The sequence below is a fragment of the Bacillus sp. 205(2023) genome, assembly GCF_037027485.1.
GTDB classification, from domain to species: domain Bacteria; phylum Bacillota; class Bacilli; order Bacillales; family Bacillaceae; genus Bacillus; species Bacillus halotolerans.
In genome coordinates this window covers 1,167,476-1,182,900 of sequence record NZ_JAXCHF010000001.1, presented here as the reverse complement: position 1 = coordinate 1,182,900, position 15,425 = coordinate 1,167,476, and the positions used below count along the sequence as shown (strand labels likewise).

Below are 15,425 nucleotides of genomic sequence, written 5' to 3'. Positions count from 1 at the left end.
AACAAAACAAGGGAGAGATTGAAATGGTAAAAGTATATTATAACGGTGATATCAAAGAGAACGTATTGGCTGGGAAAACAGTAGCGATTATCGGTTATGGCTCACAAGGGCATGCACACGCGCTGAACCTGAAAGAAAGCGGAATTGACGTGATTGTCGGTGTCAGACAAGGAAAATCTTTCACTCAGGCGCAAGAAGACGGACATCGAGTATTTTCAGTAAAAGAAGCTGCGGCTCAAGCTGAGATCATTATGGTTCTTCTTCCGGATGAACAGCAGCAAAAAGTATATGAAGCTGAAATCAAAGATGAGCTGACTGCAGGCAAATCATTGGTCTTCGCTCACGGATTTAACGTTCATTTCCACCAAATTGTTCCACCGGCAGATGTTGACGTATTCTTGGTAGCGCCTAAAGGTCCTGGACATTTGGTTAGAAGAACATATGAGCAAGGAGCAGGCGTACCGGCGTTGTTCGCGATCTATCAAGATGTGACAGGTGAAGCGAAAGATAAAGCTTTGGCATATGCAAAAGGAATCGGCGGAGCAAGAGCAGGCGTTTTGGAAACGACATTTAAAGAAGAAACAGAAACGGATCTGTTCGGTGAGCAAGCTGTACTTTGCGGAGGATTAACTTCCCTTGTAAAAGCTGGATTTGAAACATTAACTGAAGCTGGTTATCAGCCGGAACTTGCATACTTTGAATGTCTTCATGAGCTGAAATTGATCGTTGACCTTATGTATGAAGAAGGCTTGGAAGGCATGAGATACTCTATTTCTGATACTGCTCAATGGGGAGATTTCGTATCCGGACCGCGTGTTGTAGACGCAAAAGTAAAAGAATCAATGAAAGAAGTCTTAAAAGACATCCAAGACGGAACATTTGCAAAAGAATGGATCGTAGAAAACCAAGTAAACCGCCCTCGTTTCAACGCAATAAATACGAGCGAAAACGAACATCAAATCGAAGTGGTGGGAAGAAAGCTTCGTGAAATGATGCCGTTTGTCAAACAAGGCAAGAAGAAGGAAGCGGTGGTCTCCGTTGCGCAAAATTAATTTTTTCGATACGACGCTTCGTGATGGTGAACAATCCCCTGGAGTAAACTTAAATACACAGGAGAAACTTGCCATAGCAAAGCAGCTCGAAAGACTCGGGGCAGATATCATTGAAGCGGGATTTCCCGCTTCGTCCCGAGGTGACTTTTTAGCTGTGCAGGAAATCGCAAGAACCATAAAAAATTGTTCTGTGACAGGTCTTGCCCGCTGTGTAAAAGCTGATATTGATGCTGCATGGGAAGCGTTAAAAGACGGTGCTCAGCCAAGAATTCACGTATTCATTGCCACATCGGACATTCATTTAAAACACAAGCTGAAAATGACGCGTGAACAGGTCATCGAAAGAGCGGTTGAAATGGTGAAATACGCAAAAGAGCGTTTCCCGATTGTTCAATGGTCTGCTGAGGATGCCTGCCGAACTGAACTGCCGTTTTTAGCGGAAATCGTAGAAAAAGTGATTGACGCAGGGGCCAGTGTCATCAACCTTCCGGATACAGTCGGCTATTTGGCTCCGGCAGAATACGGGAATATCTTTAAATATATGAAAGAGAACGTTCCGAACATTCATCAAGCGAAGCTGTCAGCTCACTGCCACGATGATTTGGGAATGGCAGTCGCCAATTCTCTCTCAGCGATCGAAAATGGCGCTGATCAAATTGAATGTGCGATTAACGGAATTGGTGAAAGAGCCGGAAATGCTGCATTAGAGGAAATTGCAGTTGCCCTTCATATCAGAAAAGATTTCTATCAAGTCGAAACAGGCATTACGCTAAATGAAATAAAACGCACTAGTGATTTAGTAAGCAAGTTCACAGGTATGGCTGTTCCTCGAAATAAAGCGGTAGTGGGCGACAATGCATTTGCTCATGAATCAGGCATCCACCAGGACGGCTTCTTAAAAGAAAAATCAACATACGAAATTATTTCACCAGAGCTTGTCGGTGTAACGGCAGATGCGCTTGTCCTAGGCAAGCATTCAGGACGCCATGCATTTAAAGACCGGCTGACTGCATTGGGATTCCAATTTGATAGTGAAGAGATTAATAAGTTCTTTACGATGTTTAAAGAGTTGACTGAGAAGAAAAAAGAAATCACTGATGAGGATCTTGTCTCTCTTATTTTAGAAGAAAAAGTAACAGACCGCAAGATTGGGTATGAATTTCTTTCTCTGCAAGTCCATTATGGAACATCTCAGGTCCCTACGGCTACGGTTTCTTTGAAAAATCAAGAAAACGCCCAGCTTATTCAGGAAGCGGCAACAGGAGCCGGAAGCGTGGAAGCGATATACAATACCCTTGAACGCTGTATTGATAAAGATGTGGAGCTCTTAGACTACCGCATTCAGTCCAATAGAAAAGGCGAAGACGCATTTGCCCAGGTTTATGTAAGAGTAGTAGTAAACGGAAAAGAATCAGCAGGGCGGGGCATAGCGCAAGACGTATTAGAAGCTTCGGCGAAAGCCTATCTGAACGCAGTCAACCGTCAATTGGTTTTCCAGTCTAATATGAACGGACTGCAAAACCATACAGTTGTCGGATCATAAAAGAAAGGAGAACGGTTAATTTGAAGAAACGGATTGCTCTATTGCCCGGAGACGGGATCGGCCCTGAAGTATTAGAATCAGCGACAGACGTGCTGAAAAGTGTTGCCGAACGCTTCAGCCATGAATTTGAATATGAATACGGCCTTATTGGAGGAGCGGCAATTGACGAACACAACGACCCTCTCCCAGAGGAAACCATTGCGATTTGTAAAAAGGCTGATGCTATTTTGCTTGGTGCTGTCGGCGGCCCGAAATGGGATCAAAACCCTTCGGAGCTGAGACCCGAAAAAGGTCTGCTCAGCATTAGAAAACAGCTTGACCTGTTTGCGAATTTACGGCCTGTGAAAGTGTTTGAAAGCCTTTCTGACGCTTCGCCTTTGAAAAAAGAATATATTGATAACGTTGATTTCGTTATCGTTCGTGAACTGACAGGCGGTTTGTATTTCGGCCAGCCGAGCAAACGCTATGTAAACAGTGAAGGTGAGCAAGAAGCGGTAGACACACTGTTTTATAAGAGGGAAGAAATTGAACGCGTGATCAGAGAAGGCTTTAAAATGGCGGCTGCCAGAAAAGGCAAGGTTACCTCTGTTGATAAAGCGAACGTTCTTGAATCAAGCAGGCTGTGGCGGGAAGTGGCTGAAGACGTCGCAAAAGACTATCCTGATGTGAAACTTGAGCATATGCTCGTTGATAACGCGGCTATGCAGCTGATTTATGCACCGAATCAATTTGATGTCGTGGTGACTGAAAATATGTTTGGTGACATTTTAAGCGACGAAGCGTCCATGCTAACAGGTTCTCTCGGAATGCTTCCGTCAGCCAGCTTATCAAGCTCAGGACTCCATCTGTTCGAGCCTGTACACGGCTCAGCACCTGACATAGCAGGGAAAGGGATGGCAAATCCATTCGCGGCGATATTATCAGCGGCAATGCTTTTGAGAACATCTTTCGGGCTTGAAGAAGAAGCGAAAGCTGTAGAAGATGCAGTCAATCAGGTTCTTACTTCCGGAAAAAGAACAAGAGACTTGGCAAGAGGCGAAGAATACAGCAGCACTCAGGCTATTACAGAGGAAGTAAAGACGGCATTAATGAGTGAAAATACAATTTCTAACGTGTGACAGCTTATGGTGTAAGCGGTCTTAGTTCATAGGTAGAGGGAGGAAATAAAGATGATGCCTCGAACGATCATCGAAAAGATTTGGGATCAGCATATTGTAAAACATGGTGAGGGAAAACCGGATCTTCTCTATATTGATTTGCATCTCATCCATGAGGTGACATCCCCTCAGGCATTTGAAGGGTTGAGACAAAAGGGAAGAAAGGTCAGAAGACCGCAAAATACATTCGCAACGATGGATCACAACATTCCAACCGTCAATCGCTTTGAGATAACGGATGAAGTTGCGAAACGCCAAGTGACAGCGCTTGAGCGGAACTGCGAAGAGTTTGGCGTACGCCTTGCCGATCTTCACAGCGTAGATCAGGGGATTGTTCATGTAGTCGGGCCTGAGCTTGGCTTAACGCTTCCGGGAAAAACGATCGTATGCGGCGACAGCCATACTTCAACTCACGGTGCATTCGGCGCCCTGGCATTCGGAATCGGAACGAGTGAGGTTGAGCATGTTCTTTCTACACAGACACTCTGGCAGCAGCGCCCGAAAACGCTTGAGGTGCGTGTAGACGGGACACTGCAAAAAGGGGTAACGGCAAAGGATGTCATTCTTGCTGTTATCGGTAAATACGGTGTGAAATTCGGCACCGGTTACGTTATTGAATACACTGGGGAAGTATTCAGAAACATGACGATGGATGAGCGGATGACCGTTTGCAACATGTCAATTGAAGCCGGAGCAAGAGCAGGTTTGATTGCGCCTGACGAAGTGACATTTGAATATTGCAAAAACCGCAAGTATACGCCAAAAGGAGAAGAATTTGATAAAGCCGTAGCAGAATGGAAAGCACTGCGCACTGATCCAGGCGCTGTTTACGATAAATCAATTGTGCTTGACGGCAATGAAATTTCCCCTATGGTGACATGGGGTATCAACCCGGGGATGGTTCTTCCTGTCGATTCGGAAGTTCCGGCGCCGGAAAGCTTTTCAGCGGAAGACGACAAAAAAGAAGCGATTCGCGCTTATGAATATATGGGGCTGACTCCTCATCAGAAAATTGAAGACATCAAAGTGGAGCACGTATTTATCGGTTCCTGTACAAATTCACGCATGACTGACCTCCGCCAGGCTGCCGATATGATCAAAGGGAAAAAGGTGGCTGAAAGTGTTAGAGCAATCGTCGTGCCTGGATCTCAGAGCGTAAAACTTCAGGCTGAAAAGGAAGGGCTTCATCAGATCTTCTTAGACGCTGGATTTGAATGGAGAGAATCAGGCTGCAGCATGTGTTTGAGCATGAATAATGACGTTGTTCCTGAAGGAGAGCGCTGTGCGTCAACCTCTAACCGTAACTTTGAGGGCAGACAAGGAAAAGGCGCGAAAACACATCTCGTCAGCCCTGCGATGGCTGCGATGGCCGCCATTCACGGCCATTTCGTGGATGTCAGAAAGTTTTATCAGGAAAAAACAGTTGTGTAAGGAGTGCACGAGATGGAACCTTTGAAAACACATACGGGGAAAGCGGCCGTATTAAATCGTATTAATGTTGATACAGACCAGATCATTCCGAAACAATTTCTAAAGAGAATTGAAAGAACGGGCTACGGCCGTTTTGCATTCTTTGACTGGAGATACGATGCGAATGGTGAACCGAACCCGGAATTTGAACTGAACCAGCCGGCTTATGAAGGGGCGTCCATTTTAATAGCGGGAGAAAACTTCGGCTGCGGGTCATCGCGTGAACACGCTCCGTGGGCGCTTGATGATTACGGCTTTAAAATCATTATCGCACCGTCATTTGCTGATATTTTCCACCAAAACTGCTTTAAAAACGGTATGCTGCCGATTCGCATGCCGTATGACAATTGGAAAAAGCTTGTCGGACAATACGAAAATCAGTCACTGCAAATGACAGTCGATCTTGAAAATCAGCTTATTCACGACAGCGAAAGCAATCAGATCTCATTCGAAGTCGATCCGCATTGGAAAGAAATGCTGATCAACGGCTATGATGAAATTTCATTAACGCTTTTACTTGAAGATGAAATCAAGCAATTTGAGTCGCAGAGAAGTTCATGGCTACAAGCTTAAAAAAAGCTGCCCGGCAATTTGTCCGGCAGCTTTTTTTGTCTGGCAGAACCTTTCCTTTCTTGTTTTTGTGTACGGGTGTTGATACACTTGAACAAAATAAATGCCTGAAAGGAATATAGGTATGACGCATGACAAGAAAAACGCAAAAATTATTCCTTTTCCTCATTTGAAAGACCGTCTGGTGGAAAAAGGAATGTCCTCGCTGAAGGAGAAAAAGTATCAAGAGGCGCTGGAACTGTTTTCAGAAGCAATGAAATATGATGATACTGAATCAGATCTTCACTTGGGCATGGCCATTTGCTTTTTGGAGCTGGGCGAATTGGAAGAGGCAAAACGTGTATGCGAAAAGATGCTGAAAGAAGGATACGGCCAGTATTTTACGGTTTTACAAGTATACATGACGATCTTAATTCAGCTTAAGAAATACGAAGAAGTAAAAAGCACGATTGAGGCCGTCCTGGAGGAAAATCAGCTGCCTGCGGAAAGCGCCGAGCAATTTTATAAACTGCTTGATTTCAGCCGCAAAATGACCGACCCGGAGCGAGAAGACGAGGCTTGGGCCGAAGAGTATGAAGATGTGATCGACACGGAGAAAGTGTTAGCCAGCCCAGAGGAACAAATGAATTTGATCCATTCATTGAAAGACCGCAATGTAGCAAAGTATACGGGGCTGTTAAAAACAATTCTTGAAGATCCCGCTGCTCACCCGATTATTAAGACGATGATCGTGATGTTAATGGCGGAACACGACTACAGCAAACCGGTCCACATTACAAAATTCGGCGACTCCATGACAATCGAGCCGAGCGAGACTGTCCCGCCTGACGCCTCCCCGATTTTGCACCGCGTTCTCCGTGTGCTGGATGAAACGCTTGGGAATGAAAATCCAACCCTGTATGCAGCGGTAGAAGAACTGTGGAGAAGACATTTGTATGTTTTATATCCATTTCAGCCAAAATTGCTGTCTGCAGATCTTTGGGCGGCGGCCCTGCATAAAGTCGGCTATGAAATGCATGGGATTGAGATTGAAAGAGAAGAGCTGCATATGATGTATGAGTTTACCGACAGAGAACTTGATGAAGCGTGCACAATGATTAAAGATATTGAAGAAATTTCTTATTTGTAAATCACGCCATATAGTTGAAAGCGGTATGTGTTATGTTATAATATAATGGTTGTATTTGTGTATAACGGGTTATAAGAAATACGGTTGGACAGGCTTTACAGTTCATTATTAAAATGTATACATAATGATTCTGATCTTTGGCAGCTTCGTTTTTGATGGACGAAGCCGAATGATTGCTTTAGAATGGAAGACCGACACAACCTGAATAGATTTTTGGAGGGAAACACATGTCTGTAAAATGGGAAAAACAAGAAGGCAACGAAGGCGTTTTAACGGTTGAAGTTGATGCTGAAACATTTAAAACGGCACTTGATGATGCATTTAAAAAAGTAGTTAAGCAAGTTTCAATTCCTGGATTCCGTAAAGGGAAAATTCCACGCGGTTTATTCGAACAGCGCTTTGGCGTAGAAGCTCTTTACCAAGATGCTTTGGATATTCTTCTTCCTGTAGAATACCCTAAAGCGGTTGAAGAAGCTGGAATCGAGCCTGTAGACCGTCCTGAAATCGATGTTGAAAAAATCGAAAAAGGCGAAAGCTTAATCTTCACTGCAAAAGTAACAGTGAAACCTGAAGTGAAGCTTGGCGAATACAAAGGCTTAGGCGTCGAAAAAGACGACACAGCTGTAACTGACGAAGATGTTCAAAACGAACTAAAAGCGCTTCAAGAGCGTCAAGCTGAGCTTGTTGTAAAAGAAGAAGGCGCTGTTGAAGAAGGAAACACAGTTGTTCTTGACTTCGAAGGATTCGTTGACGGCGAAGCATTCGAAGGCGGAAAAGCTGAAAACTATTCACTTGAAGTGGGTTCAGGTTCATTCATCCCTGGCTTCGAAGATCAGTTAGTTGGCCTTGAAGCAGGTGCTGAGAAGGATGTTGAAGTAACATTCCCTGAAGAGTACCACGCTGAAGATCTTGCCGGCAAACCAGCTGTCTTCAAAGTGAAAATTCACGAAATCAAAGCGAAAGAGCTTCCTGAGCTTGATGATGAATTCGCAAAAGATATCGATGAAGAAGTGGAAACACTTGCTGAATTGACTGAAAAAACGAAGAAACGTTTAGAAGAAGCAAAAGAAAACGAAGCTGACGCTAAATTGCGTGAAGAGCTTGTTCTGAAAGCTTCTGAAAACGCTGAAATCGATGTTCCTCAAGCGATGATCGACACTGAGCTTGACCGCATGCTGAAAGAATTCGAACAGCGTCTTCAAATGCAAGGCATGAACCTTGAGCTTTACACTCAATTCTCAGGCCAAGACGAAGCTGCGTTAAAAGAGCAAATGAAAGAAGATGCTGCAAAACGCGTAAAATCTAACCTGACTCTTGAGGCGATTGCGAAAGCGGAAAACCTTGAAGTAACAGATGAGGAAGTTGATGCTGAGCTTTCTAAAATGGCTGAAGCATACAACATGCCTGTTGAAAATATCAAACAAGCCATCGGTTCTACTGACGCGATGAAAGAAGATTTAAAAGTTCGCAAAGCAATTGATTTTCTTGTAGAAAACCGTTAATATGGTGCATAATAATAGTAATAATAAAACAGGGCGCGAATGATTCGTGCCTTGTTTTGTACAATTATGATATATCTCTTTTTCTTGGGGCAATATAGTTAATGCAGGCTGTTTTTTGTCATACATATAGAATGTGCAAGTCAGAAACACAATGTTACCGTCTTTTTGGAAAGTATGGTAAAATGCAATACATACTCGTTTCGTTTCAAGAATCATTTTCTTTTGCTCTGCCGGTAAAAGAAAAAGTGAGACAAGATTAAGGGGTGAAAGAATGTTTAAATTCAACGAGGAAAAAGGACAATTAAAATGCTCGTTCTGTGGAAAAACACAAGATCAGGTTCGTAAGCTTGTAGCTGGACCTGGTGTATATATATGTGACGAATGTATCGAACTCTGCACTGAAATTGTGGAGGAAGAACTCGGAACAGAAGAAGAAGTAGAATTTAAAGATGTGCCGAAGCCGCAGGAAATTCGTGAAATTCTGAATGAATATGTAATCGGTCAGGATCAGGCGAAGAAATCACTAGCTGTTGCGGTGTATAACCACTACAAACGCATCAACTCCAACAGCAAAGTGGACGATGTCGAGCTTTCGAAAAGTAACATTTCATTAATCGGCCCGACAGGAAGCGGTAAAACCCTTCTTGCGCAAACTTTAGCCCGTATTTTAAATGTGCCGTTTGCGATTGCTGACGCTACGTCCCTGACAGAAGCTGGATATGTAGGTGAAGATGTAGAGAATATTCTCTTGAAACTCATCCAAGCTGCTGACTATGACGTGGAAAAAGCGGAAAAAGGCATTATTTATATTGATGAAATCGATAAAGTGGCAAGAAAGTCTGAAAACCCGTCTATTACACGTGATGTGTCAGGTGAAGGCGTGCAGCAGGCATTGCTGAAAATTCTTGAAGGAACTGTGGCGAGCGTGCCGCCTCAAGGCGGACGTAAGCACCCTCATCAAGAGTTTATTCAAATTGACACAACAAACATTTTGTTCATTTGCGGCGGTGCCTTCGATGGTATCGAACAAATCATCAAACGCCGTTTAGGACAAAAAGTGATTGGCTTCGGTTCAGATAATAAGGCTGCAGATCTGGAGAAAGAAGACCTTCTTTCAAAAGTGCTTCCAGAAGACTTGCTCCGTTTCGGATTAATTCCGGAATTCATCGGACGTCTTCCGGTTATTGCAAGCCTTGAAAAGCTTGACGAAGAAGCGTTGGTTGCGATCTTAACAAAACCGAAAAACGCTCTTGTGAAGCAATTCAAAAAAATGCTTGAGCTTGATAATGTTGAGCTTGAGTTTGAAGAAGAAGCGCTGTCTGAAATTGCTAAAAAAGCAATTGAGCGTAAGACAGGAGCACGCGGACTCCGTTCCATCATTGAAGGCATTATGCTTGATGTGATGTTTGACCTGCCTTCCCGTGATGACATTGAAAAATGTGTGATTACTGGGGCAACTGTAACGCATGGAGAACCGCCTCGCCTTTTGTTAAAGGACGGTACTGAGGTTAGCCAAGACAAAACGTCTGCTTAAAAATGAAAATGAACCTCCTGAGTGGTAACAATCAGGAGGTTTTTTTGTTGTGTAAACTCTTCCGGAAAACGTTTATTCCCCTCTTTTGTGGGAGATACTAGCAACCAGAGGAATGAATTGGATACATAAATTGTTTTTCAGGAGGGACCACCATGAGTTGGACAGGGATCGCATTATTTATTCAGCTGTTTTTTGGGATTATCATTGGTTTGTATTTTTGGAATTTGCTTAAAAATCAAAGGACACAAAAAGTCACGATAGATAAGGAATCAAAGAAGGAAATGGAGCAGCTTCGCAAAATGCGGGCTATCAGCCTGTCCGAACCGTTATCTGAAAAGGTGCGCCCTAAAAGCTTTCAAGATATCGTCGGTCAGGAAGACGGGATTAAAGCGTTAAAAGCCGCGTTGTGCGGACCGAATCCCCAGCACGTCATTGTCTATGGACCGCCGGGAGTCGGAAAAACAGCTGCTGCAAGGCTTGTGTTAGAGGAAGCTAAAAAACATAAGCAATCACCTTTTAAAGAGCAGGCTGTTTTTGTGGAACTCGATGCGACAACGGCTCGATTTGATGAAAGAGGAATTGCCGATCCGCTCATTGGTTCTGTACATGATCCGATATACCAAGGGGCCGGAGCGATGGGACAGGCGGGTATTCCGCAGCCGAAGCAGGGGGCTGTCACGCATGCCCACGGCGGTGTATTGTTTATTGATGAAATTGGGGAGCTGCATCCGATTCAAATGAATAAAATGCTGAAGGTGCTTGAGGACCGGAAAGTCTTTTTAGACAGCGCTTATTACAGCGAAGAAAATACACAAATACCGAACCATATTCACGATATTTTTAAAAATGGGCTTCCAGCTGATTTTCGTCTGATCGGTGCGACAACAAGAATGCCCAATGAAATCCCTCCGGCAATCCGATCCCGCTGTTTAGAGGTATTTTTCCGCGAGCTTGAGAAAGATGAGCTGAAATCAGTTGCCAAAACAGCAGTGGATAAGATTGAAAAGAATATTTCTGAAGAGGGGCTTGATTTACTGACCAGCTATACGCGGAACGGCCGTGAAGCCGTCAATATGATTCAAATCGCGGCGGGAATGGCGGTAACCGAAGATCGGAAGGACATCACCATTGAGGATATAGAATGGGTCATTCATTCCAGCCAGCTTACCCCTAAGCACGAGCAGAAAATCGGCTCTGCACCGCAAATCGGCATCGTAAACGGGCTTGCAGTGTATGGCCCTAACAGCGGTTCGCTGCTGGAAATCGAAGTGAACGTAACACCGGCTCAGGATAAAGGGTCAATTAACATTACCGGAATAGCAGAAGAAGAAAGCATCGGCAGCCAATCAAAATCAATTCGCCGGAAAAGCATGGCAAAGGGCTCGGTTGAGAATGTGCTAACCGTACTGCGTACAATGGGAATGAAGCCTTCAGACTATGATATCCACATTAATTTTCCGGGCGGCATTCCGATTGACGGGCCGTCAGCAGGTATTGCCATGGCGGCGGGAATTTTTTCAGCCGTTCATAAAATTCCGATCGATAACACGGTTGCCATGACAGGCGAGATCAGTCTAAACGGACTTGTAAAACCGATTGGAGGCGTGATTCCGAAAATTAAAGCGGCAAAACAGTCCGGTGCCAAAAAAGTTGTTATCCCGCATGAAAATCAGCAATCGATCTTAAAACAGATTGAAGGAATCAAAATTGTGGCGGTGAAAACGTTCCAGGAAGTGCTTGATGAAATTTTAGTGAACCCGCCTACTGAACAAAAACCGTTTAACATGCAAATGAATAAAGAATCGGTCTGACCCTATTTTTAAAATAGGGTTTTTTTCATGAAGGACATCTTTTCCTTTTTCAGATCAGAAAGAAAGGGTATACTACGAGGAGACTGTGTTATAGAAAATGAAACCATGCCGTTTATTGTACAAGGATGAAAAAGTTGTATTATAATGGTTCATACTAAAGTCACGGAGGTGTCAGTCACATGGCAGAAGAATTAAAACGCAGCATCCCGCTCCTCCCTTTAAGAGGTTTATTAGTGTACCCGACAATGGTTTTGCACTTAGATGTAGGACGTGACAAGTCGGTTCAGGCCCTTGAACAGGCAATGATGCATGATCATATGATATTTTTAGCTACTCAGCAGGATATTTCGATAGACGAACCGGGTGAAGACGAAATTTTTACTGTCGGCACCTATACGAAAATTAAACAAATGCTGAAGCTTCCGAACGGTACGATTCGTGTGCTGGTGGAGGGCATACAGCGCGCCCAGATCATTGAATACAATGAGCATGAAGATTATACATCAGTAGACATTCAGCTGATCCATGAAGATGATTCAAAAGATACAGAAGACGAAGCGCTGATGCGGACTTTGTTGGACCACTTTGATCAGTACATAAAAATTTCTAAAAAAATCTCAGCCGAAACGTACGCCGCGGTTACTGATATCGAAGAGCCGGGCAGAATGGCAGACATTGTTGCTTCTCACCTGCCTCTTAAACTAAAGGATAAGCAGGATATATTAGAAACGGCTGATGTCAAAGACAGACTGAACAAGGTCATTGATTTTATCAACAATGAAAAAGAAGTGCTTGAGATCGAGAAAAAAATCGGCCAGCGCGTCAAACGTTCAATGGAGCGTACGCAAAAGGAATACTATTTGCGCGAACAGATGAAGGCGATCCAAAAAGAGCTTGGCGATAAAGAAGGCAAAACAGGTGAAGTTCAAACGCTGACCGAAAAAATCGAAGAAGCGGGCATGCCTGACCATGTGAAGGAAACGGCTCTTAAGGAATTAAACAGATATGAAAAAATTCCGTCCAGTTCTGCCGAAAGTTCTGTTATCCGCAATTATATTGACTGGCTGGTCGCTCTCCCATGGACGGATGAGACAGAAGATAAGCTTGATTTAAAAGAGGCTGAACATCTTTTGGACAAAGAACATCACGGACTTGAAAAAGTGAAAGAGCGTATTTTAGAGTATTTGGCTGTTCAGAAGCTGACAAAATCCTTAAAAGGTCCGATTCTCTGTTTGGCTGGACCTCCAGGGGTCGGAAAAACGTCCTTGGCCAAATCGATTGCTAAAAGTATGGATCGGAAATTTGTCAGAATTTCACTTGGCGGGGTGCGCGACGAATCAGAAATTCGCGGGCACAGACGGACATATGTCGGGGCAATGCCGGGACGTATTATTCAAGGCATGAAAAAAGCCGGCAAGCTGAATCCGGTCTTCTTATTAGACGAAATTGACAAAATGTCTTCTGATTTCAGAGGCGATCCGTCATCCGCAATGCTTGAAGTGCTTGATCCAGAGCAAAACAGCACCTTCAGCGACCACTACATTGAGGAGACCTTTGATCTGTCAAAAGTGCTCTTTATCGCTACGGCTAACAATTTAGCGACAATCCCGGGACCGCTTAGAGACAGAATGGAAATCATTAATATTGCGGGCTACACGGAAGTGGAAAAACTTGAAATTGTGAAAGATCACCTTCTTCCGAAGCAGATCAAGGAGCATGGGCTCAAAAAGAGCAACCTGCAGCTGCGTGATCAGGCCATTCTTGATATTATTCGCTATTATACGAGAGAAGCAGGTGTGAGAAACCTCGAACGCCAGCTTGCTGCCATCTGCCGCAAGGCCGCAAAAGCCATTGTTTCTGAAGATAGAAAACGGATTACAGTTACGGAGAAAAATCTTCATGACTTTATCGGAAAACGAATTTTCAGATATGGACAAGCAGAAACGGAAGATCAGGTGGGCGTCGTCACGGGGCTGGCTTATACAACTGTCGGCGGAGATACGCTGTCGATCGAAGTATCGCTTTCTCCAGGGAAAGGAAAATTGATCCTGACGGGTAAGCTTGGCGATGTCATGAGAGAGTCTGCTCAGGCGGCTTTCAGCTACGTGCGTTCAAAAACAGAAGAACTTGGCATTGAACCTGACTTTCATGAGAAGTATGATATTCATATACATGTTCCTGAGGGTGCGGTGCCTAAAGATGGTCCGTCTGCCGGTATCACAATGGCGACTGCGCTTGTTTCTGCTTTAACAGGACGGGCTGTATCGCGTAAAGTCGGAATGACTGGCGAAATTACGCTCCGCGGACGCGTGCTTCCGATCGGCGGACTGAAAGAAAAAGCACTCGGGGCACATAGAGCGGGATTGACGACCATTATTGCGCCTAAAGATAATGAAAAAGATATAGAGGATATTCCAGAGAGCGTCAGAGAGGGGCTTACCTTTATATTGGCATCTCACTTAGACGACGTTTTGGAACATGCCTTAGTAGGAGAGAAGAAATGAAAGTCACAAAGTCAGAAATCGTAATCAGTGCAGTTAAACCTGAACAGTACCCTGAAGGGGGGCTTCCGGAGATTGCACTGGCCGGAAGATCGAACGTTGGAAAGTCATCTTTTATCAATTCATTGATTAATCGTAAAAATCTTGCGAGAACATCATCAAAACCGGGAAAAACACAAACATTAAATTTCTACATTATTAATGACGAATTGCATTTTGTTGATGTACCGGGTTACGGTTTTGCCAAAGTGTCAAAATCCGAGCGTGAAGCTTGGGGAAGAATGATTGAAACCTACATTACGACACGCGAGGAATTGAAAGCAGTGGTGCAGATCGTTGATTTGCGGCATGCACCGTCTAATGATGATGTGCAGATGTATGAATTCTTAAAGTATTACGGCATTCCTGTTATTATTATCGCTACAAAAGCCGATAAGATCCCGAAAGGAAAATGGGACAAACACGCGAAGGTTGTAAGACAGACATTAAATATTGATCCGGAAGACGAGCTGATTCTCTACTCCTCAGAAACGAAAAAGGGGAAAGACGAAGCTTGGGGAGTGATCAAAAAAATGATAAACCGGTAGAGAATACTCTCTGCCGGTTTTATTTATCGTATAGATTTTTTTCGTTTTATCAATAATAACAATAAACTGATTCCGATAAATACAAACGGCCAATACTCTTTCAGCAGGGCCGTGGGAATATGCGCAGACTCGAGCCATGCCATAATCTGTTTGAAAAAGTAAAGAAACAGGGAAAAACAAATCATCGAAACAGCTTCATATACATATTCTTTTTTCTGAACGGTTGAAACGAGCAGTGAGAAGCCGACCATGAAGAGTAGCATTTCAAAATCATCCGGCCACCATGTCCACTTTGGCTTAGCGAAAAAGTGCAAACCGATTCCGAAGAGAAGCAAGCCGATAAAGAAATGGGGGGAGACAGCTTCTTTTTTTCCTTGGTATATAAAGGCTGCGCCTAACAGCATAAGAAGAACAGGCCATTGATCCTGTCCTGAAAACAGTTCGGCTTGGCCGCTTTCAAGCCATGCGTAAACGGATGCGGCGAGCAGCAGACAAGGAAATAAAATTGATTTTTGTTTCATGCATATCACCTTCTTGTTTTCTAGAGCTGATTTTGAGTAATTTTCTGC

12 protein-coding genes are annotated in these 15,425 nt (G+C 43.9%); 11 read left to right on the top strand and 1 reads right to left on the bottom strand.

Going from position 1 to position 15,425, the window contains the following annotated elements:
* Positions 1 to 23 precede the first annotated feature (23 nt).
* The 11 genes from ilvC to yihA all read left to right on the top strand — a co-directional run bounded on the left by ilvC (position 24) and on the right by yihA (position 14,856).
* On the top strand, positions 24 to 1,052 hold the full coding sequence (gene ilvC / locus WA325_RS06035; protein WP_024122384.1) for a ketol-acid reductoisomerase: 1,029 nt from the start codon (positions 24 to 26) through the stop codon (positions 1,050 to 1,052).
* Entirely contained in the window at positions 1,039 to 2,595 is a 1,557-nt protein-coding gene (locus tag WA325_RS06030; RefSeq protein ID WP_336183320.1) for a 2-isopropylmalate synthase, read from the top strand. Before ilvC ends, WA325_RS06030 begins: the two co-directional genes overlap by 14 nt.
* 20 nt (positions 2,596 to 2,615) lie before the next feature.
* Complete coding sequence (leuB, locus tag WA325_RS06025; protein WP_336183319.1) at positions 2,616 to 3,713, top strand: 3-isopropylmalate dehydrogenase; 1,098 nt, start codon at positions 2,616 to 2,618, stop codon at positions 3,711 to 3,713.
* A 51-nt stretch (positions 3,714 to 3,764) separates the two neighbouring features.
* The gene (gene leuC, locus WA325_RS06020) at positions 3,765 to 5,183 is read left to right on the top strand and encodes a 3-isopropylmalate dehydratase large subunit (RefSeq protein WP_044154095.1); all 1,419 of its coding nucleotides are present in this window, start codon (positions 3,765 to 3,767) and stop codon (positions 5,181 to 5,183) included.
* Between the two features lie 12 nt (positions 5,184 to 5,195).
* On the top strand, positions 5,196 to 5,795 hold the full coding sequence (leuD, locus tag WA325_RS06015) for a 3-isopropylmalate dehydratase small subunit (RefSeq protein WP_101861315.1): 600 nt from the start codon (positions 5,196 to 5,198) through the stop codon (positions 5,793 to 5,795).
* 121 nt (positions 5,796 to 5,916) lie between these two features.
* Entirely contained in the window at positions 5,917 to 6,921 is a 1,005-nt protein-coding gene (ddcA, locus tag WA325_RS06010) for a DNA damage checkpoint antagonist DdcA (RefSeq protein ID WP_024122379.1), read from the top strand.
* A 227-nt stretch (positions 6,922 to 7,148) separates the two neighbouring features.
* Positions 7,149 to 8,423 (top strand): trigger factor, encoded by a 1,275-nt coding sequence (gene tig / locus WA325_RS06005; RefSeq protein ID WP_059293478.1) that lies wholly within the window; start codon positions 7,149 to 7,151, stop codon positions 8,421 to 8,423.
* Positions 8,424 to 8,694: 271 nt separating this feature from the next.
* A complete protein-coding gene (gene clpX / locus WA325_RS06000) occupies positions 8,695 to 9,957 on the top strand; it encodes an ATP-dependent protease ATP-binding subunit ClpX (protein ID WP_024122377.1) in 1,263 nt (420 codons plus the stop codon).
* A gap of 152 nt (positions 9,958 to 10,109) precedes the next feature.
* Positions 10,110 to 11,768 carry an ATP-dependent protease LonB gene (gene lonB, locus WA325_RS05995; protein ID WP_105953474.1) on the top strand — a complete coding sequence of 553 codons (1,659 nt, stop codon included), beginning with the start codon at positions 10,110 to 10,112 and terminating at the stop codon, positions 11,766 to 11,768.
* Positions 11,769 to 11,947: 179 nt separating this feature from the next.
* The gene (gene lon, locus WA325_RS05990) at positions 11,948 to 14,272 is read left to right on the top strand and encodes an endopeptidase La (protein ID WP_105953475.1); all 2,325 of its coding nucleotides are present in this window, start codon (positions 11,948 to 11,950) and stop codon (positions 14,270 to 14,272) included.
* Positions 14,269 to 14,856: a ribosome biogenesis GTP-binding protein YihA/YsxC gene (gene yihA, locus WA325_RS05985; RefSeq protein ID WP_010335181.1), complete on the top strand. Its 588-nt coding sequence runs from the start codon at positions 14,269 to 14,271 to the stop codon at positions 14,854 to 14,856. The genes lon and yihA overlap by 4 nt, the downstream gene beginning before the upstream one ends.
* Positions 14,857 to 14,879: 23 nt before the next feature.
* On the opposite strand, the gene WA325_RS05980 is transcribed toward yihA, so the two are convergent.
* Positions 14,880 to 15,377, bottom strand: coding sequence for a hypothetical protein (locus WA325_RS05980; protein WP_105953476.1), 498 nt, complete (start codon positions 15,375 to 15,377; stop codon positions 14,880 to 14,882).
* Between the last annotated feature and the right edge of the window lie 48 nt (positions 15,378 to 15,425).